Annotated in this window: 21 protein-coding genes and 1 pseudogene; 4 read left to right on the forward strand and 18 right to left on the reverse strand. The window is 32.0% G+C overall.

Annotation, left to right across the window (positions count from 1 at the left end; genetic code table 11):
* Positions 1 to 18 precede the first annotated feature (18 nt).
* Positions 19 to 582, reverse strand: a complete 564-nt coding sequence (locus ACFWTK_RS02980) for a phosphatase PAP2 family protein (RefSeq protein ID WP_415874641.1) — start codon at positions 580 to 582, stop codon at positions 19 to 21.
* Complete coding sequence (locus ACFWTK_RS02985; RefSeq protein WP_415874642.1) at positions 554 to 1,234, reverse strand: DedA family protein; 681 nt, start codon at positions 1,232 to 1,234, stop codon at positions 554 to 556. The genes ACFWTK_RS02980 and ACFWTK_RS02985 overlap by 29 nt, the downstream gene beginning before the upstream one ends.
* A 296-nt stretch (positions 1,235 to 1,530) precedes the next feature.
* On the opposite strand from ACFWTK_RS02985, the gene ACFWTK_RS02990 reads away from it, so the two are divergent.
* Complete coding sequence (locus ACFWTK_RS02990) at positions 1,531 to 2,394, forward strand: EamA family transporter (RefSeq protein WP_415874643.1); 864 nt, start codon at positions 1,531 to 1,533, stop codon at positions 2,392 to 2,394.
* A gap of 145 nt (positions 2,395 to 2,539) precedes the next feature.
* On the opposite strand, the gene ACFWTK_RS02995 is transcribed toward ACFWTK_RS02990, so the two are convergent.
* The 8 genes from ACFWTK_RS02995 to ACFWTK_RS03030 all read right to left on the reverse strand — a co-directional run bounded on the left by ACFWTK_RS02995 (position 2,540) and on the right by ACFWTK_RS03030 (position 8,840).
* Positions 2,540 to 3,322: a hypothetical protein gene (locus tag ACFWTK_RS02995; RefSeq protein WP_415874644.1), complete on the reverse strand. Its 783-nt coding sequence runs from the start codon at positions 3,320 to 3,322 to the stop codon at positions 2,540 to 2,542.
* A gap of 10 nt (positions 3,323 to 3,332) precedes the next feature.
* Positions 3,333 to 4,007 (reverse strand): LysE family translocator, encoded by a 675-nt coding sequence (locus ACFWTK_RS03000; RefSeq protein ID WP_415874645.1) that lies wholly within the window; start codon positions 4,005 to 4,007, stop codon positions 3,333 to 3,335.
* A gap of 2 nt (positions 4,008 to 4,009) precedes the next feature.
* The gene (locus ACFWTK_RS03005) at positions 4,010 to 5,386 is read right to left on the reverse strand and encodes a sensor histidine kinase (protein WP_415874646.1); all 1,377 of its coding nucleotides are present in this window, start codon (positions 5,384 to 5,386) and stop codon (positions 4,010 to 4,012) included.
* Between the two features lie 2 nt (positions 5,387 to 5,388).
* Positions 5,389 to 6,069 carry a response regulator transcription factor gene (locus ACFWTK_RS03010; RefSeq protein WP_415874647.1) on the reverse strand — a complete coding sequence of 227 codons (681 nt, stop codon included), beginning with the start codon at positions 6,067 to 6,069 and terminating at the stop codon, positions 5,389 to 5,391.
* Positions 6,070 to 6,136: 67 nt separating this feature from the next.
* Positions 6,137 to 6,538: a PepSY domain-containing protein gene (locus ACFWTK_RS03015; RefSeq protein ID WP_128213586.1), complete on the reverse strand. Its 402-nt coding sequence runs from the start codon at positions 6,536 to 6,538 to the stop codon at positions 6,137 to 6,139.
* 44 nt (positions 6,539 to 6,582) lie between these two features.
* A complete protein-coding gene (locus ACFWTK_RS03020) occupies positions 6,583 to 7,128 on the reverse strand; it encodes a hypothetical protein (protein ID WP_415874648.1) in 546 nt (181 codons plus the stop codon).
* Between the two features lies 1 nt (position 7,129).
* Positions 7,130 to 7,888: an ABC transporter permease subunit gene (locus ACFWTK_RS03025; protein WP_415874649.1), complete on the reverse strand. Its 759-nt coding sequence runs from the start codon at positions 7,886 to 7,888 to the stop codon at positions 7,130 to 7,132.
* Position 7,889: 1 nt separating this feature from the next.
* Positions 7,890 to 8,840, reverse strand: a complete 951-nt coding sequence (locus ACFWTK_RS03030; protein WP_415874650.1) for an ABC transporter ATP-binding protein — start codon at positions 8,838 to 8,840, stop codon at positions 7,890 to 7,892.
* 265 nt (positions 8,841 to 9,105) lie between these two features.
* On the opposite strand from ACFWTK_RS03030, the gene ACFWTK_RS03035 reads away from it, so the two are divergent.
* Positions 9,106 to 10,485, forward strand: a complete 1,380-nt coding sequence (locus ACFWTK_RS03035) for an IS1380 family transposase (RefSeq protein WP_415874651.1) — start codon at positions 9,106 to 9,108, stop codon at positions 10,483 to 10,485.
* Between the two features lie 245 nt (positions 10,486 to 10,730).
* On the opposite strand, the gene ACFWTK_RS03040 is transcribed toward ACFWTK_RS03035, so the two are convergent.
* The 8 genes and pseudogenes from ACFWTK_RS03040 to ACFWTK_RS03075 all read right to left on the reverse strand — a co-directional run.
* Positions 10,731 to 10,955, reverse strand: coding sequence for a hypothetical protein (locus ACFWTK_RS03040; RefSeq protein WP_242862601.1), 225 nt, complete (start codon positions 10,953 to 10,955; stop codon positions 10,731 to 10,733).
* 251 nt (positions 10,956 to 11,206) lie between these two features.
* Positions 11,207 to 11,608, reverse strand: a complete 402-nt coding sequence (locus tag ACFWTK_RS03045) for an arsenate reductase ArsC (protein ID WP_061857589.1) — start codon at positions 11,606 to 11,608, stop codon at positions 11,207 to 11,209.
* Positions 11,609 to 11,617: 9 nt separating this feature from the next.
* Positions 11,618 to 12,676, reverse strand: a complete 1,059-nt coding sequence (arsB, locus tag ACFWTK_RS03050; protein WP_014097260.1) for an ACR3 family arsenite efflux transporter — start codon at positions 12,674 to 12,676, stop codon at positions 11,618 to 11,620.
* Positions 12,677 to 12,682: 6 nt separating this feature from the next.
* On the reverse strand, positions 12,683 to 13,201 hold the full coding sequence (locus tag ACFWTK_RS03055) for a DUF2703 domain-containing protein (RefSeq protein WP_415874685.1): 519 nt from the start codon (positions 13,199 to 13,201) through the stop codon (positions 12,683 to 12,685).
* Positions 13,202 to 13,206: 5 nt separating this feature from the next.
* Positions 13,207 to 14,979, reverse strand: a complete 1,773-nt coding sequence (gene arsA / locus ACFWTK_RS03060) for an arsenical pump-driving ATPase (RefSeq protein WP_415874652.1) — start codon at positions 14,977 to 14,979, stop codon at positions 13,207 to 13,209.
* A 1-nt stretch (position 14,980) separates the two neighbouring features.
* Positions 14,981 to 15,340 (reverse strand): arsenite efflux transporter metallochaperone ArsD, encoded by a 360-nt coding sequence (arsD, locus tag ACFWTK_RS03065; protein ID WP_014097257.1) that lies wholly within the window; start codon positions 15,338 to 15,340, stop codon positions 14,981 to 14,983.
* A gap of 13 nt (positions 15,341 to 15,353) precedes the next feature.
* Entirely contained in the window at positions 15,354 to 15,689 is a 336-nt protein-coding gene (locus tag ACFWTK_RS03070; RefSeq protein WP_014097256.1) for an ArsR/SmtB family transcription factor, read from the reverse strand.
* Between the two features lie 169 nt (positions 15,690 to 15,858).
* Positions 15,859 to 16,998, reverse strand: a pseudogene (locus ACFWTK_RS03075) (recombinase family protein); the annotation flags it as partial.
* A gap of 74 nt (positions 16,999 to 17,072) precedes the next feature.
* Here ACFWTK_RS03075 and ACFWTK_RS03080 point away from each other — a divergent pair.
* Positions 17,073 to 17,402, forward strand: coding sequence for a transposase (locus ACFWTK_RS03080; RefSeq protein WP_242976316.1), 330 nt, complete (start codon positions 17,073 to 17,075; stop codon positions 17,400 to 17,402).
* A gap of 53 nt (positions 17,403 to 17,455) precedes the next feature.
* Entirely contained in the window at positions 17,456 to 18,328 is an 873-nt protein-coding gene (locus ACFWTK_RS03085; RefSeq protein ID WP_242976315.1) for an IS3 family transposase, read from the forward strand.
* Positions 18,329 to 18,446: the final 118 nt, after the last annotated feature.

Below are 18,446 nucleotides of genomic sequence, written 5' to 3' on the forward strand. Positions count from 1 at the left end.
ATCACCTTCTACCAATACCTAAACTGATATTTCTTTGTTGTTATCTTCTCTATAATTTATCATTTTATTAGATGCATGTATTACTAACTTGCTGCACAAAAGACCTAAGATAATTCCTGCTATAACATCTGTTGGATAATGTACATATAAATATAGTCTTGAAAAAGCTATAAGTGACGCCAATCCTAAAATTCCAATAGAGTACTTCTTTAAATATTTTGCCAGAACTCCTGCAACAGCAAATGAAGAGGTAGTATGCCCCGATGGAAAAGAATATGATAAAGGTTTTGCTATTAAAAGATTAACCGCTGGAATATCTGCTGATGGTCGTACACGCTGTACTAAATGTTTTAAAACACCTTCACCTAGAACTGTGGCTAGAATTAAAGCTCCAATAGCCATAAATCCTACATTTCTATATTTTTTATTTATAATTAACAAAGCTGCAATTAAAAGCCATATAACTCCTCCATTACCTAACGAAGTTATTATTATCATGAATTTATCCATAATAATGTTATGCATACTGTTTTTTATAAGAACTAATATAGAGTTATCCAATCTTTGAAGTAACGACATCATCATTATCATCTCCGTCTTTATTTCTCTTCTCCTTTATAATTGCTATAACTGCAGGAAGAATTGATATTATAATAATTGCTATTAATACGTAAGAGAAATGTTTTTCTATAAAAGGTAGATTACCAAAGAAGTACCCCCCACCTAGAAATAAAGTTACCCATAGTCCGCCACCGAGCATATTATACGGTATAAACTTCGTGTAGTTCATTTCTCCTATACCAGCTACAAATGGTGCAAAGGTTCTAATTATCGGAATAAATCTTGCCAAAACAATTGTCATAGAGCCGTGTTTTCCATAAAATGTTTGAGCTTTCTTTAAATACTCTTTATTAATAAATCTAATATCTTCTTTTTCTAAAATTTTGTTTCCTAATTTTTTACCAATATGATAATTTACAGTGTCACCCAGCACTGCAGCAATATAAACTACTATGAGAAGTGTAAATATATTCATAGCCCCCATTGCTGCAATGGCTCCTGCTGCAAACAGCATTGAGTCTCCTGGCAAAAATGGCGTAACAACTAATCCTGTTTCCATAAAAATTATTAAAAAAAGAATTAGATATGTTAACATACCATATTGTTGTACTAGTAAGTTTAGATACTTATCAATGTGCATTATTCCGTTAAAAAGATTAATTAAAATACTCATAATTTTTCTCCTTTCGTTTTAAAACCTCATATCAGTTTCCCCACGTTTTATATTATGTATTTACTAGATTAAAATCAGATTAAAAAGAACTTAGATTTATCTTAAGATTTTTTATGTATTCGTTTAAAATAAGTAAGGTGAGAATAAATTTATATTCACTCACCTTATTAAAACATGTATCTATCTTTTATATTCAATTCATGAAAAATAAGATATATAAGCATGGTATAATATTATTGTTTGAAAGCATATAATCATGCAGGAATAACAAAATAAATTAAAAGAAGGTAATTTTGATGTGGGTATTATTTGCATTTGGTTCAGCATTATTTGCTGGCATTACAGCTATTTTAGCTAAGATTGGAATTAAAAATACAGACTCTAATCTGGCTACGGCAATTAGAACGATTGTTATATTAATTTTCTCATGGCTTATGGTTTTCATTGTTGGTTCTCAAAGTTTAATTCATCAAATAAGCGGACAAACCTTACTCTTCTTAGTGTTATCAGGACTGGCAACAGGTGCTTCCTGGCTCTGTTATTTTAAGGCTTTGCAAATGGGTGATGTGAATAAAGTAACACCTATTGATAAATCCAGCACAGTATTAACTATGATTTTAGCTTTTATCTTTTTAAATGAAAAAATTACTTTTATAAAATTTATTGGTATGTGCGGCATAGGTATAGGTACATACATGATGATAACTAAGAAGGACAGTGAAACCAAGGAAGTCAAGGATACCAGATGGTTATTTTACGCTGTTTTGTCAGCTGTATTTGCTAGTCTTACTTCAATTTTAGGAAAGGTCGGAATAAGTGGAGTTGAGTCAAATTTAGGTACTGCAATCAGAACAATAGTAGTATTGATTATGGCATGGATAATAGTTTTTGTTTCAAAAAAACAAGCTGGAATTAAAAAAATTGATAAAAGTAGCTGGTTATTCCTCTGCCTTTCAGGTATTACAACAGGTGCATCTTGGCTTTGCTATTACAAAGCTCTTCAGCAAGGCCAAGCAAGCATAGTTGTTCCTATAGATAAATTAAGTATCGTTGCTTCAGTCATATTTTCATATTTTATTTTGAAAGAAAAACTCACGAGAAAGTCACTCTTAGGATTGATAATAATCGTCATAGGAACTCTATTGCTTTTGATAAAATAGTTTTGGAAAGTTAAAAATATATCGTTGATTTTATAACGATTTTAGATACTTAAGAATTAAAGGATTGGAGTCTGAAAACAAGAAAGTTTCAGTATCCAATCCTTTATTCAATATGTAAAATTAATTATTATCCACATTTTTAATATTATTTAAATGAATCTCTTAGCCACTTATCTAGACCTACCAAGCTATCTTCAAATTTTTTACTTTCATCCAAATAAATTTTATCAATGTTTTGTTGCTCTAAATTAAAAAGCCTATCCCACTCAGAACCTTGTCCTCCCGTAGCGGATGTAAGTTTTTCATATTTGCTATCGTATTCTTTTTTTACATTTTTAAATAAATTAGTTAAATCATTGTCTTTAGTATTTTTAATCGAGTTTAAACTATTTTCATAAGATCTTTTGATTCTTTGAATAAATAGCTTTCTCTCTTCATACCTTAGCTTTTGATTATAATCACTCTGAGCCTTGTTATTAATTGCTGTATTTAGAGCTTTAGTTTTCTCATCTGCTGTTAAATTTTCGGCGTTTATTTTTTCCACTTCTAAATCGTATGCCTTCTTTATCATATCCAGCTGTTCTTTATTTACTTTATCTAGTTCTGCCATTGCTGCATTTATAACTTCGTTGGCTGTTTTAACCATTTCCTTTTCTTTATCATCAAAAGATATTTTATATTTATCTGAACTCTTAGTATACATTTGGTCTCTTTTACCTACATAATCATTTTTAAGCTTCTGAAGAGTTATTTTATACTCATTATTCAATTTATCTATAGTAGTCTTATCTGTAGTATTGCTAGTAGTACTCGTATTAGTTGAAGTTGACGTTGACGTTACTGTATTTGATGTTTTTAATATTTTTGAACACCCTGAAAATAATATTGATACTGCTATTGTCGCAATTATAATATTCAACTTTTTCATATTTACATTCTCACTTTACTAAAAAATTATACAACTTATATAATCCATTCACCATGAATCCTAACCCAAATAATGTTATGACATAGGAAATTATATTTTCAAGCTTGCCAGAAACCTTAGGAGTAGTAAGCTTTTTACCACGAGAAGCTACATAATTTATAGTCCATAAACTCATAAACATTCCAAATAACATAAAAAGAGCAAATATAAAGTAAGTAAGTTTCCCATAACTTCTCCATATTCTTATTACAGTGCTGCTTAAGGTTAACCAGAAAAAGTGAGTCATCGGATTAGAAAAATTAACAATAAAGCCTGTAAATAAGGCATGTGAATCTAGCTCTTTCTCCTCTAAAATAGGTTCTTCCTTTTCTGCATTATTATCTTTATATTTCCTTAAGGACTTATAACCTATAAAAAAGATTATTACTCCAGAAATTATCCAAAATGAAACTTCTAATAATTTATTTTTCTCAATTAACTCAAGAAGTCCAAAGTTAATAAGTATAACATCAATGGCATCTGCAATCAAAGACCCTGCTGCTACTTTTACACCTTGTTTAAAACCTTTTGAAATAGTCCATCTAACGGATTCAAAACCTGCAGGACCCATAGGTATTGCAATAGCAATTCCAGTCAATAGTCCCGTATAAATTGCTCTTATCATCAATAAATAATTCGTATTCATTACTAAACCCTCTTCAAACTAACAGATATTGTTGTTCCATTTCCTTCTTCACTGTCAACTTCTACATAGCCTTGATGCATCTCAGCAATCCATTTTGCTATAGACAATCCAAGCCCACTTCCCCCTTTATCTTTAGACCTTGACTTATCTACGGTATAAAATCTATCAAATATATTTTTGATATCTTCTTTTGGTATGCCTATACCATTATCTTTGACAGTTATTTTTATATCATTATCCTTAAGCTGTGAACTTATATCTATTTTCCCTTGTTCTGTTGTAAATTTGATGCTATTATCAATAAATATTCTAAGCATTTGTTTTATCATTTTATAATCTGCAAATATTTTTACTGTATCATTATTATTATTTGTTATTGTTTTGTTAGGAGATATTAATTTGCTTTCTGCTACAACTTCATTAATTAGCTCATTAAGCCAAAATTCTTGTTTTTCTAGTTTTTGCTTTCCGCTATCACCTTTAGCAAGGAACAAAAGCCTCTCAACTAGGTTGCCCATGTTATTAGCTTCTAATTTAATTGCATATATGGACTTTTCTAAAGCTTCTTTATCATCCTTACCCCATCTATCAAGTAAATTTGCATAACCTTGTATAACTGCTATAGGAGTTCTAAGTTCATGAGAAGCATCTGATACAAACTGAATTTGCCTATCAAAGGATTCTTGAAGTCTATCTATCATTTTATTAAAGGTATTTCCAAGTCTTTTTAGCTCATCTTCAGGACCTTTCACTGCTATTCTTTCTTTTAGATTGTTAATGCTTATGCTTTCAGCAGTTTTAGTTATATAATTTATTGGTCTCAACATTTTTTTGCTTATGATGTATCCTATAATAATTGAAGCAATTACACCAATAAAATCTGCTATGGCCATGAGTACAAACAAAATTTTCATAAAATCATACTCATTATCCATATCTTTAACTATTTGTAAATATACTGTCTCATAATCCTTACTATCAATCTTAATATTCTCAAATAGTATATGTTTTTCTCCTGCTTCTTTTTTTAGTATTTTCCCATAAGGTTCTTTTATTTCAATCTTATACTTAAACTTATCTGAAGAATTAATGACATTTCCGTCTTGTTGTATTATCCTTATATGAATATTTTCATTTGAAGGAATATCCGCAACTATTTCTTTGTCAGATAAACGGATATGTTCATTTTCATTTGTAATCTTATTCGTTATTATAGTTTTTATATCTTCAAGCTGCTTGTTGCTTTGACTATAAAGATAGTATTTAACTCCATATAAAATTGAAGCATTTAAAATCAGCAGCAATAACGAAAACATAAAGGCATATATTATTGTAAGCTTCACTGAAATTTTAGCATTTTTAATAATCTTTAAGTCCATCATCAATCACCCTTAATTACGTATCCTACTCCTCTTATAGTAGTAATAAGCTTTTCATCAAATCCTTCATCAATTTTTCTTCTTAAATATCTTATAAATACATCCACCACATTAGTGTCCCCTACATAATCATATCCCCATATATTCTCAATAAGCTGTTCCCTTGAAAGAACTATGTTTTTATTCCTGATAAGCATTTCCAAAATATCATATTCTTTTTTTGTAAGTTCTATTTCTTTTCCATTTCTCCATACTTGATGAGTTTTGTTGTCCATAACAATATCTTTCACTTTAAGTTCCTCAGTCTTATTAATTATAGACTTATCTCTTTCATAAACTCTTATTCTAGCTAAAAGCTCCTCTATTGCAAAAGGCTTGGTAAGATAATCATTGGCTCCTACATCCAAACCTATTACTTTATCAGACACATCACTTTTAGCAGTTAACATTATTATAGGTACCATAGAAATTTGCCTTATTCTTTTACAAACTTCTATTCCATTTAGATTAGGAATCATTATGTCTAAAAGTATTAAGTTATATTTATTATTCTCCGCCTTTTTCAGTCCTTCTCTCCCATCATAAGCTGTGTCTACCTTATATCCTTCATGAGTTAATTCCATTTCTATAAACATAGACATCTGTTTTTCATCTTCTACTAATAGAATCTTAAAATCCCTCACTTTAACACCTCCATAAGAAAGTAGTGAGCTGATAGCTCACTACTAAATACTAATATATACTATTTTGCTAGTCTTCGCCACGGTTACCTTCCTCTTTATCGTGACCATTTCTATTTTCACCCTTAGATTTCTCATTGTCTAATTTTAATATTACACCATTTTTAGAATCCACCTTTACTCTCTGAAGCATATTCTCTTTGTCTTTAATATTAAACTCGTATTCATAAACTGCTTCCTCAAAATTCAATTCTTTTTCTACATTTATAACCTCACCAGGCACCTTACCTAAAGCAATTTGCTGTAGCTGATCTTGTGTATATTTTAAGTTGCCTTTTGCCTTAGAATATACTACTCCAGCTATTGATCCCCCCACAATTATTACCGCTGCAATACTGATTGATATAATCTTTATGATCCTTTTTTTATAGTTCCTACAAAATTCCTTTACTTTTATAAAAATATTTTTCATTATATTTTCCTCCTGTCAGATAAACAATATTTTAATTCTTGATTTTATGTTGTCTTAGTGTATTTCTTTTTTAGCATTATAAATACTGTTCCTAATGCTAATAGGATTGGCTCTACATAAGATATTATCAACACCATATTTTTATCAACTTTTGTATTTCCCATAATCTCTATAGGAATAGCATCGCTTGAAATAATTTGATTATATTCTTTAGAAACCGCTGTAGTATACAGATAATAGTTACTGGTATATACAAACCGTATAGGAAGTTCTATAACTTTTGTTTCCCCCGGATTAAGTATATCTACCTTTACAGGTTTATCTGCACTGTAATCTTCTAAGTTAACGGTCATATTCTTTTTTATATCTGCCATAGTTATATAAACAAGTAAATCCTTTATAGGCTTATCCGTGTTATTTTTCACTTCTGCTTTAACTAATTCTTCTTTTCCTGGGTAATCTTTAACCGCAAAAGGAGATGTTATGGAGATACTTAATTTATCTGTATTTAAATCCTTAGCATAAACATTTGTTAATGGATATAAAGCCAGAATCAAAAACATTGTAATTGCTATATATATCCTCCTCATACTATTCTCCTCCTTTGAATGCGATTTTCTTTGTTCCGTAGATTAAAAACATATAGGACAAAACTGCAAATATTAATATTGGAATTATGAACTTAGTCATTCCAGCAAAGCCCTGTTTTTCAATTATTACAGCTTTCATAAGGTTAAATGTATTAGATAATGGACTAATCTTTTCAATCACCGCTCCAAAACCTGCTTTTTTAATTGAAGTTGATAATAAGCTTGGTAATCCAGTCAGTATAAAAAATATTATTGAAGTTATTATAGAGCTCTTAGATGAACCCAATAAAATTGAAAGAGTAATAGAAATATTGGCATAAGAAAAAGATATAATACTACCTATAATGACAATAAATATAACTGCTCTAGCAATAAGTCCTGTTCCATAACTTAATGCTGCTATATATGGAATTGCTATGGCAAAAACAGATATTCCCATCAAAAGCACTCCAATTAGTTTTGCAAAAGCTACCTGCATCTTTGGTACAGGTGTAAGCATCAAACTTTCCAGCGTACTTTCTTCTTTTTCATTTGAAAAAGTTACTGCAGCAAGAACTATTGTTATAAGTAATGCTAATCCTATAACTAATTTACCCATTGTAACTATAACTTCTGTTTGAGCAAGTAGACTTAACTCTTTCACAGATACAAAGCTATAGGACATTATGCTAAATATAATTGCTATAATAATTAACCATAAGTTCCCTTTCATAGCATAAAAGTTTTCTCTAAGTTCCTTTTTAATTATTGAAAGATTCATATTAATTTCTCACCTTCTTATCAGTAAGTTTAAAAAATATATCTTCTATCGTTGTCTCTACTTTGCCTATCTCATGGATATCAATAGAATTTACAAACAACTTTTCGACGATATAATGCTTTGCTTCATTTAATAAATTATTGTTAATGGCTTTATTGACATAAATGTATATATTATCGTCTTTTAACTCCGACCCAGTAAACATCTTATTTTGTTTTAAAAACTGATAAGCCTTCATATTATCAGATGTTTTAAGTTTTATTGTTTCATTTTCAGAATACTTATCCTGAAGTTCCTTAATACTTCCCTGCTCTATAAGTTCTCCATTTTGAACTATTGACACCCTATTACAGAGAACTTCAATATCTTTAAGTAAATGAGATGTGATAAATACTGTTACATTCATTACTTTATTTATTTCAAAAATAAGATTTTGAATATCCTTCTGTCCTATTGGGTCAAGTCCTAAGGTAGGCTCATCAAGAAAAATTATTTTAGGATTATTTATAAGAGATTTCGCAATACCCAGTCGCTGTTTCATTCCCCTTGAATAATGACCTATAGGAACTTTCTTCTTATCGCTTAATCCTACTTTTTCTAGTAAATATTCAATATGCTTTGTATATTTTGATTTATCTTTTCCAAAGAGTTCTGCAAAATAGCTAAGATACTCTATACTAGTCATCCAGTTGTAATAACCATGAGATTCTGGCACAACCCCTATTATTTTCTTAACCTCATTTTCATTTGAAGCAACATCAAGGTCATTAATAAAAACTCTTCCATTACTTGGCTTTAATAATCCCGTTAACATTCTAATAGTTGTGGTTTTTCCTGCCCCATTGGGTCCAAGAAAACCAAAAATATCTCCTTCTGCTACATTTAGATTTAAGTTTTTTACTGCTGTAAATCCATTTTTATATGTCATAGTCAGATTTTCAGTTTTAATCAAAATCTATACCTCCTTTTAGCTTAGTTTCAATATCTCTTAACTTATATTTGTATGTTAAGTTTCCTAAATTAAAAAGGATTAAAAATAAGATTAAAATTAGATTAAAATCCCAATAACAAGTAAATTATTTTAACTTGGATTCGGCAAGTAATGCCGAAAGGCATTGAAATTAAAGGATTTTTTGTTCAAAAAAATTAAAAGAAATCATCCCTTTTAAGTGTTAAAATATAATTGAAAAAAAACAAAACACAAAAGGGTGATTTCTATGAATAGTTTACAACAAAATCAAAAAAATTTAAAGAAGAAAATTAGATTTTTGAACATGAAAGCAAAATTCAATGATACCAAAGTTACTTCTGTAGCAACTTTTTCTTATGTGGAATCCTTTAAACAAATAATAGGATTACCAACTATTTTAGAAAAAGGCGTAACCTATAAGAAGGCCGCTAATTCTACTTTTAATACTGCAGAAATTATAGAATACATGATTGATGCAAATATTCTTGGTTTCTCAAGATTTATGCACATTGAAACATTAAGAAATGATGAAGGATATAAAAAGTTTAAAGGTGTAGATAAATTACCCAGTGAAAAAGTATGTAGAGATCTCTTAAAAGCTTTACCAACAGAAACTTTAGAAGAATTAAGAACTATAAATAAAAAAATACTTGACTTAAAGTCTTCAACTGAAGATGTACGCGAGGTTTGTATTAATATTGATGATACTGTTATAACTATCTTTGGTAATCAAGAAAAATCAGGAATAGGATATAATCCAAGGTACAATGGAAGACCATCATTTAAAGAAAAAGTTGGGTTTATTTCAGGAACTGATGAATTACTTAACATTACTCTTGAAAATGGTAGACACCATAGTAATTATAAATTTTTAGATTTCTTTAAGAGTTGTATAAACCAGCTTCCTTCAAGATATCTTCTTAAAAGAGTTAGACTTGATAGAGGTTTTTTTGATGAAGAAAACTTTTTATACTTTGAAGATAATGGAATAGAATATGTTGTTAAATGTAAAATGTATTCTACTGTTAAAATGATAATAGATTTTATAAATAATAATTCAAAGGATTATATATGGCACGATATAAGTTCTACTTTATCTGTTACAGAAATTACAGTTCCATTGCCTAAATGGCAAAGAGCAAGAAGATTTGTGATTATAAGAGAAAAAATTATTCCAAAAAATATGAATCAGTTAATGTTCGAAGAATGTAAATATAAATATCAAGCAATAGTAACAAATATAGATTATTTAACACCTGAAGAAATATTTCAAGATTATAATCAACGATGTGATGTTGAAAATAACATAGATGAAATAAAAGAAGGCTATGCCTTTAGCGAAAATAGTTTAGTAAATCATAAATGCAATGAATTGTACCTTTTAATAAAAATGATAGCATATAACATTCATAACTGGTTTAAACAGGCAATCATGCCTAAGGAAATACAACATCATGAAATTAGTACATTAAGGAGAATATTTTATAGAGTTTGTGGTAATGTTTGTGGTAGCAAATATTATAGATATTTAAGTTTTTCAAACAACTGCTTATTAGAAAAAATCATTACTTATATTCAAAAGCAAATAAATGTTTTTAGTAGAAAGATGATAGCAGTATACACTTAATAGTAAAATAAAAACAATAAATTACCTTAAAAATCCAAATGTTATTTGGGTTTATTAAGTATACTCAAAAAAAGACCTAACGGTATAAAATATCATAATAAATGTAAATTTATTCATAAAGAAAACAAAAATGGCAAGTAGAAACTTTTTTTAAATTTACTTGCCGAATTCAAGTTCAAATTATTTTTGAAATATAATCAAATTCTACTATAAAACATACTAAATGTCCAATTTCTATCTTTAAATTAACCTGCTAATAATCTTGATTTACCACAATCAAAATCAATTTCCTCAATTTCTAAGTTTTTGATGTTATGATAAGCTGGTGGAGCTATTTTGTCCTTCGCGGGAAGGTTAAGCCAGAACTGCACGCCCAAAAGTCTGTCGGCCGCCGGAAGTTTTTCTTCTAACTTGTTCACTAATTTTTCATTCCATATAGCTAGCCTTCTTATTTTAAACTTACAGAACATATGTTGCTCTTTTTTAGCAGCAAAATACGTCTTTTTAAGTATATTAAAAGTCAAATAGGTTTTCGAACCTTACTTTTTAGAAATCAGGCATACCGCCTCAACATGCAACGAGCGGGGTGGATTGATGTCTTTTACATTGTCGGTAGTCGGAAACAAGTCAAAGGCACTTTTTGCACTATCGGTAGGCGGGAACATATCGACATATATAATTATAACGCCAACTACTAGATTTGTAATTGGCGTTATAATTATTATGACTTTAGTTTTGCTTTTAACTCTTTTATTTTTGTTTCTATAGTTGATATTACTTTTTTAAATTCCTCATCACTCTTACCTGTAGGATCATCCAACCCCCAATCTTCCCTGTGTTTACATGGAAGGTAAGGGCATTCCACATTACACCCCATTGTAATAACAATATCTACTGGAGGTATTTCATCAAGCAACTTTGAATGTTGAATTTTCTCCATATCTATATCATAAAGCTCTTTCATTAGACGCACAGCATCCTGGTTAATTTGAGGTTTTGTTTCTGTGCCAGCAGAGTAGCTTTCAAATATATCTCCTGCAAAGTGCTTACCAAGTGCCTCGGCTATTTGGCTTCGACATGAATTATGAACACATATAAATGCAACCTTTAGTTTATTACTCATTGGCCATACCTACTTTCTTGATTTTTCTGGAAACCAGTGTCTTGTATTATTCGCTATCTTTACTAATATCAACATAACAGGCACTTCTGTTAGAACTCCTACAATGGTAGCAAGTGCAGCTGGGCTTTGAGTTCCAAACAATGCAATCGCAACGGCAACTGCCAGTTCAAAAAAGTTAGAGGCGCCAATCATGCCAGCAGGCGCTGCTATCTCATGAGGAAGTTTTATAGCCTTGCTTGCTAGATATGCAATGAAAAAGATTAGGAAAGTCTGAATAATTAATGGTATAGCAATTAAAACAATATGCAGTGGATTATTCAGAATTACATCGCCCTGGAATGAAAAGATTATTATTAATGTTAGCAATAGACCTATGGTGGTGACATTCCCAAACTTCGGTATAAAGCTATTCTCAAAGTAATCGAGTCCTCGCCTTTTTGTGATGTAATTACGGGTAATTATGCCACCAGCTAGCGGGATAACAACAAACAATACTACAGATAAAATAAGAGTGTCCCAGGGTATGGTTACGCCGCCCACACCTAGAAGAAACGCAACTATAGGCGTGAAAGCTATGAGAATTATAAGATCATTTGTTGCCACTTGCACGACGGTATAAGCTGCGTTGCCTTTGGTCAAATAACTCCATACAAATACCATCGCTGTACACGGTGCTGCTCCAAGAAGTATTGCTCCCGCAAGATAGTCTTGTGCCAATTCTGCCGGAATTAGAGATTTAAAAATTACAAAGAAAAACAGCCATGCAATGCCGAACATAGTAAATGGCTTTATCAACCAGTTGGTTATCCATGTAACAAAAAGTCCCTTGGGATTTTTGCCTACATTTCTAATACTTTGAAAATCTACTTTTAGCATCATTGGATATATCATAAGCCAGATTAAAATCGCCATTGGTATTGATACATTTGCATATTCAAAACGTCCTAAAAACGCTGGTATTCCAGGTAAAAACTTTCCAATCAATACCCCTGCAAACATACATAAAATAACCCATACGGTTAAGTACTTTTCAAAAAATCCAATTCCACTATTTTGTTCCTTACTCATGTTAAATCAATACTCCTTTCTTTCCAAGCTATCAAAAAATGTAATTAAGTTTTGTGGGATTTCATATTTCTCATTTGTCAAGGGGATTGAACTATGGCCATCATAAACTTCTTTCAAAATTGCGTTAATAATCATGGATTTTGGTGGTTCCGTATACTCTATACCATCCTGCACCCAAACTCTGCAATCCACAGAGTCGCCACATAGATCTCCACATTCCTTGCAGGAAGATTCCTTAACCTCAAGAGCAATATCCCTGCCATTTACACGAATGGTTGGAGAACTTAAAAAATGGTGTTCAATGGCTAACTCCCTTGAATTTATATTAATCTTATTCAATACTATATCAAACCCTGCCGCTCTTAATACCGTTGATACTTCATTAACTGCATCCTCAAGATTAGTTTCAGTTACTTGACACCTCTTACATACACTCAGATCAAGATAAAGAAAATCTATTATAATCTGCCTTTTTTTTCTGTTCTTGTCCGCAGCAGCCACTGCCACAAGAGCAACAGCCAGCATCACTTTTATTCATCACTTTTACTACCTCCAGAAAAGTTCACTATATTTTCAATTGATGCATCCTGAAACCAGGGGATTGCAACAAAGTTATCAGAACTTATTTGCTTAACTTTTTCCAGCCATTGCTTTTCAGCATCAGCGCGAGCTATTAACATACTATTTTTAGTATTCGTCAATGAAAGGCACTGATTAACCACCCACCATTTATTATTAATTCCCGCTCTATTTAGGTCATCACCCAATCTCTGAGCTTCAAATACCGGTGTTGCTTCAGGCAATGTAACAATAATAACCTCTGTTTGTTTCTCATCCCGAAGTCTTGGAAGTAATCTTTGAACAGATATTGGCGTTTCACCTTTTGTTCTCTGAACCTCTTTATGATAACTCTGTGTAGAATCGAGCAACAGAAGCGTGTGACCCGTTGGTGCAGTATCAATTATTACAACTTCGTTTTCAGCCTTGTCAACAATCTCAGCAAAAGCTCTAAATACGGCAATCTCCTGTGTGCATGGAGAGCGTAAATCCTCTTCAACATAAGCAACATCATCTTCGCTCATTGTTTCACGAGCCTTACTTAATACCTCATTTTGATATCTCAATAGTTCCTGCTTTTCATCTATTTTACTTAGCTTAATATTTTCAGTATCTTCAACCACATATTTGAGATGATTAGCTGGGTCTGTAGATGTTAAATGTACCTTAACACCCTTTCTAGCAAGAGCCACAGCAATGGTTGCAGCAATAGTTGTTTTCCCAACACCGCCTTTGCCCATTGTAAATATCACTTTTTTACCTGCCCTATAAATATCTTCAATCAGAACATCTAGGTGTCTTAAATTTAAGGATTTGCTATAAATATTATTTTTTGTGTATTCGTCACTATATAAAAATGTTCTAATATTATCAATACCTACAACGTTATAGGAACGAAGTGGTATAGTGAAAATCTTAAACTTTTTTAAACCCTGTGGCATATTTTCCAAAGCCTTTTGCTGCTTATCTAACATTTTAATCGAAACATCGTCAGTTGCTTCACTCAGTATACCATTGATAACTAAAACCTGATTGTTTATCCCTAGCTCACTAAGCTCATGGCTTGAACGTTCAGCTTCAATCAAAGGAGTTTCCTCCGGCCTTGATACCAATATCAAAGTTGTTTTATCTTTATCTGCAAGGTTTTCAACCGCATTCTTATACATATCCTTTTTATCTTGAAGTCCAGCGAGCTGACCTAAACATGACGCCCCATGTGTACTTTCACTGATAAAATTACTCCACGCTGATGGTAATTGCAGCATACGAAGTGTGTGCCCTGTCGGAGCAGTATCAAAAATAATATAATCGTATTTATTCTCTGTGGATTTATCAGTGATGAAGTTCGAAAACTGGTCAAAAGCGGCAATTTCAACTGTACATGAACCTGAGAGTTGTTCCTCCATATTTACAATTACACTATCCGGCAACTTCCCCCTATATGGAGCAATAACCGATTCCCTATACTCTCTGGCAGCTTCCTCTGGGTCAAGATTCGCCACAACTAAACCCGGCACTCCATCAATCGGCACACCTTTGCCATCAAGCTCAGTATTAAAAACATCCTGTAAATTGGATGCAGGATCAGTGCTTATAAGGAGAACACTTTTTCCATTATCAGCTAAATTTACTGCCACAGCACAAGCGGTTGAAGTTTTACCTACACCACCCTTTCCTGTGAAAAACATATACTTAGTCAGATTTATCCCATCTAAACTAAATGGCTCATAATTATTCTTTAACATCTTAACAGCACCCCTTTGGTCCGCAGCAGCCACTCTTCTTTTGAGGTTTTGTGCTTATTTCCACCCCTAACCATTCTGAAAACTCTTCGTTTGTTGGGTAGCTTTTGGTTTTTACAATTTCACCATCTGCCAGTGTTACAGGAAGAATATCTGCTCCTTCCTTTTGTAGAATTTCACTTATAACTTTATTGGAGATAAAATCCTGGGGTTCACTAGACAAACCATGCCTTTTTATAATAATCCCTTTTTCTTTAAGCGAATTAATTACAGTTGCTACTCTTAACAGCTCCGGATCAATAGATGGACCACAAACTCCTGTTGAGCAACACATTGCTGGGTCAAAAATCTCAATATTTTTCATTACTAAATCCTCCTTAACAACATTGATTATCAGATTTTTTATTTTTGCTCTTTTTACAAATACAATCTTCTTTGTCATTTGTTATGCATGTAAAGAAAGCTATTACCTCATCCGTTTTTTTCTTGTTTAATGTATATCTCATCCATGCCCCATCACGTACTGCATTTACAAGACCACTTTCAGATAATATCTTCATATGATAACTAAGAGTGGATTGAGAAATACTGAATTCTTCTAATATATCGCATGCGCACATTTCTCCACACGATAGCATATCAATAATCTTTAACCGTGTTTCATCTGACATAGCCTTAATTGCAGGAACATAATCTGCATATGAATGTTTCATGAAATTACCTCCTATATATTCATATGTATCAATGACATCGAATGTTCTCGATATCTTATAATAAGAATATCAGGCATATCGATAGTTGTCAATATGGTTTTATAATAAGTTAACGACAAAAAGCGCCGACTAAGATGCCACTGCACCTCAATCGGCGGTCAAATTCGTTTTATTTTTCTATATCAATTTCTACACCAGATTTAAATTCAATAGTTAGTTTATCATCATAGACCGTTATTTTCTCTATAAGTCTCCTTACTAGTTGCTCATCATACTCCTCGAGGAGGGTGGATTGTTCATTAAGGAATTTTTCCATATCTTCTAGCCTTTGCTTGGAGCCTTTTTTGCCGGCTTCTTCTGCTAAAGCCTTATGCCTTTCCTCTCTGAGCCTGTAAATCTCATCGGCTATATCGTTATAATCTTCTTTGGAATTGGCCAGTTTCAAAAGGTCTTTTTGTAATTCCTCTAGCTTTTTATCTATATTGGAAACAATATTATTGTCCGTTTCACTTATCACTGTTTCTATATTTTCCTTTAAGATAGTTAAAAAGCCATCCTTTTGCCCTATTAGTTTATTAATTGCCTCCACCGTAGCAATACCTATCATATCCTCCAGCACGGTTCGGGAATGACAAGTTAACCCTGTATTCTCAAGTCTACTGACGCATCTCCAAACAATCGATTTTTTACCTCGGTTATTCCAATGAACTCTACGGTATATTTCGCCACACTCACCACAGAAGATAATTTGCGAAAATACATGATTTGAACTAAAGTTTCTTTTCTTTCCACTAGTACTTATATGTCCTCTACTTCTACGAACTAACTCTTCTTGTACCTGCATGAAAATTTCACGCGGGATAATGGCTTCATGGTTATTCTCTACATAATACTGAGGTACGATTCCGTTATTCACAACCCTCTTTTTTGTAAGAAAATCTACCGTATAAGTTTTTTGGAGCAATGCATCACCAATGTATTTTTCATTGCTTAATATTTTCCTTATAGTACTGGTATGCCACCTTTTTTTCCCCGCTCCCGTAAGTATGCCATCAGCTTCAAGTCCTTTTTTGATTTTATCCATACTGGAGCCTTCAAGATACTCTCGGTAAATCCTTTTAACTATTTCAGCTTCCTCCGGCACAATTACTAATCGCTTATTTTCATCTTTGGTATATCCTAAAAACCTAGAACAATTGACCATTACCTCTCCCTGTTGGTATCGGTATTGATAGCCAAGCTTTACATTCTGGCTTAATGACTGGCTCTCTTGTTGCGCTAAGGATGCCATAATGGTAAGCATAATTTCTCATAAGCCCCTAAATTGATTTGGACAATTGCCTATACATTTATTATAATGTAGAAAGTGATTGGAGGTAAGCCATGAGAGGAAGAACTTATACAAAAGAATTGAAGGAAGAAATATTAAGAGAAGTTAAAGAAGTAGGAAATGTTTCATTAGTCTCAAGAAGACATGGAATATCAAAATCAACAATATTTACTTGGATTAAGGAATCTAAGAATAAAGATGAGATTAAGATTAAGCCAGGAAGAAAGGCTTTAGTTGAGGGAGATAAAGAGCTAGAGAGTGAATTGACAGAAGTAACAAAGGAGAATGATCAGCTAAAGAAGCTTCTAGGTGAGAAAGACCTTGAGATAGCAATACTTAAAGACTTAATAAAAAAATCAAACCCTCAATTAAAGATAAAGTAGAAATAGCTAAAAAATATATAGAACAAGGATATAACGCAGTTTTTGTACTAAAGGTGGTCAAACTTAGCAAATCAACATATTACTATAATTTGAATGTAGAAGGTAAGGAAAAGGCAAAGCCTAAAGGCGGTAAGCCTAGGGGATACAGCATAGACCAGGAAGAAAAGAAGGTATGCGATGAGCAGATCAAAGAGTTTATTATGGAATCAATTGATGGAGATGCAGCTGACTACGGCTATAGAAAAATAACCTACCATCTAAGAAAACACTATAAACTCACAATTAACCATAAGAAGGTTTATAGGCTGTGCAAGGAGCTTGGAATACTAAAAGACCAAAGAGTTATTAAGCCTAAAGTAAAGAGAACTATCGCTGTAAACAGGACTATAACAGGCTCAAATCAACTTTGGGAGATGGATATTAAGTATGGCTATATCCATGGCGAGGATAAATTTTTCTATCTTCTAAACCTTATTGATGTCTTTGATAGAAGCATCATTGATTACCACATGGGATTCCACTGCGAAGCTAAAGATGCGGCAGCATTACTGAGAAAATGTCTAATGCAAAGAAATCTATTTGCAGAAGGAGCCTTAAAGCCTGTAATAAGAACAGATAATGGGCCACAGTTTGTAAGCTATAAATTCAGCGAATGCTGCGAAGAAATTGCAATAGAACACGAGAGAATACCTGTTAAAACACCAAATAAGAATGCACATGTAGAATCATTTCATAGAATACTTGAGGATGATTGCTTGAAAAAATATGAGTTTCAAAGTTATGCAGAAGCATACGAAGTAGTAAACGAATTCATGGAATTTTATAACAAAAGGAGAATTCACTCAAGTTTAAAGTTTATGTCACCGAATGAATTTTATAACCTTCATTTTGGAGAAAGTCTAACTAATATTGAAATAAGGGTGTAATTCTGACAAAACTAAAGAATTTATTAGGTTTTGTCCAAAACGAAGGGGTTAATCCGAATAAGCCACAGTCATCGGTTAACGATATGATCAAGCGTATGAGAACAATTCTACAACAACA

This window comes from Clostridium sp., from assembly GCF_047777555.1.
Lineage (GTDB): Bacteria > Bacillota > Clostridia > Clostridiales > Clostridiaceae > Clostridium_H.

Coding starts and splice junctions, on each gene's coding strand:
- ACFWTK_RS02980 (WP_415874641.1), bottom strand. CDS start 582: ATGATGTCGTTACTTCAAAGATTGGATAACTCTATATTAGTTCTTATA.
- ACFWTK_RS02985 (WP_415874642.1), bottom strand. CDS start 1,234: ATGAGTATTTTAATTAATCTTTTTAACGGAATAATGCACATTGATAAG.
- ACFWTK_RS02990 (WP_415874643.1), top strand. CDS start 1,531: ATGTGGGTATTATTTGCATTTGGTTCAGCATTATTTGCTGGCATTACA.
- ACFWTK_RS02995 (WP_415874644.1), bottom strand. CDS start 3,322: ATGAAAAAGTTGAATATTATAATTGCGACAATAGCAGTATCAATATTA.
- ACFWTK_RS03000 (WP_415874645.1), bottom strand. CDS start 4,007: ATGAATACGAATTATTTATTGATGATAAGAGCAATTTATACGGGACTA.
- ACFWTK_RS03005 (WP_415874646.1), bottom strand. CDS start 5,386: ATGGACTTAAAGATTATTAAAAATGCTAAAATTTCAGTGAAGCTTACA.
- ACFWTK_RS03015 (WP_128213586.1), bottom strand. CDS start 6,538: ATGAAAAATATTTTTATAAAAGTAAAGGAATTTTGTAGGAACTATAAA.
- ACFWTK_RS03020 (WP_415874648.1), bottom strand. CDS start 7,128: ATGAGGAGGATATATATAGCAATTACAATGTTTTTGATTCTGGCTTTA.
- ACFWTK_RS03025 (WP_415874649.1), bottom strand. CDS start 7,888: ATGAATCTTTCAATAATTAAAAAGGAACTTAGAGAAAACTTTTATGCT.
- ACFWTK_RS03035 (WP_415874651.1), top strand. CDS start 9,106: ATGAATAGTTTACAACAAAATCAAAAAAATTTAAAGAAGAAAATTAGA.
- ACFWTK_RS03040 (WP_242862601.1), bottom strand. CDS start 10,955: ATGTTCTGTAAGTTTAAAATAAGAAGGCTAGCTATATGGAATGAAAAA.
- ACFWTK_RS03045 (WP_061857589.1), bottom strand. CDS start 11,608: ATGAGTAATAAACTAAAGGTTGCATTTATATGTGTTCATAATTCATGT.
- arsB (WP_014097260.1), bottom strand. CDS start 12,676: ATGAGTAAGGAACAAAATAGTGGAATTGGATTTTTTGAAAAGTACTTA.
- ACFWTK_RS03055 (WP_415874685.1), bottom strand. CDS start 13,201: ATGCTGGCTGTTGCTCTTGTGGCAGTGGCTGCTGCGGACAAGAACAGA.
- arsA (WP_415874652.1), bottom strand. CDS start 14,979: ATGTTAAAGAATAATTATGAGCCATTTAGTTTAGATGGGATAAATCTG.
- arsD (WP_014097257.1), bottom strand. CDS start 15,340: ATGAAAAATATTGAGATTTTTGACCCAGCAATGTGTTGCTCAACAGGA.
- ACFWTK_RS03070 (WP_014097256.1), bottom strand. CDS start 15,689: ATGAAACATTCATATGCAGATTATGTTCCTGCAATTAAGGCTATGTCA.
- ACFWTK_RS03080 (WP_242976316.1), top strand. CDS start 17,073: ATGAGAGGAAGAACTTATACAAAAGAATTGAAGGAAGAAATATTAAGA.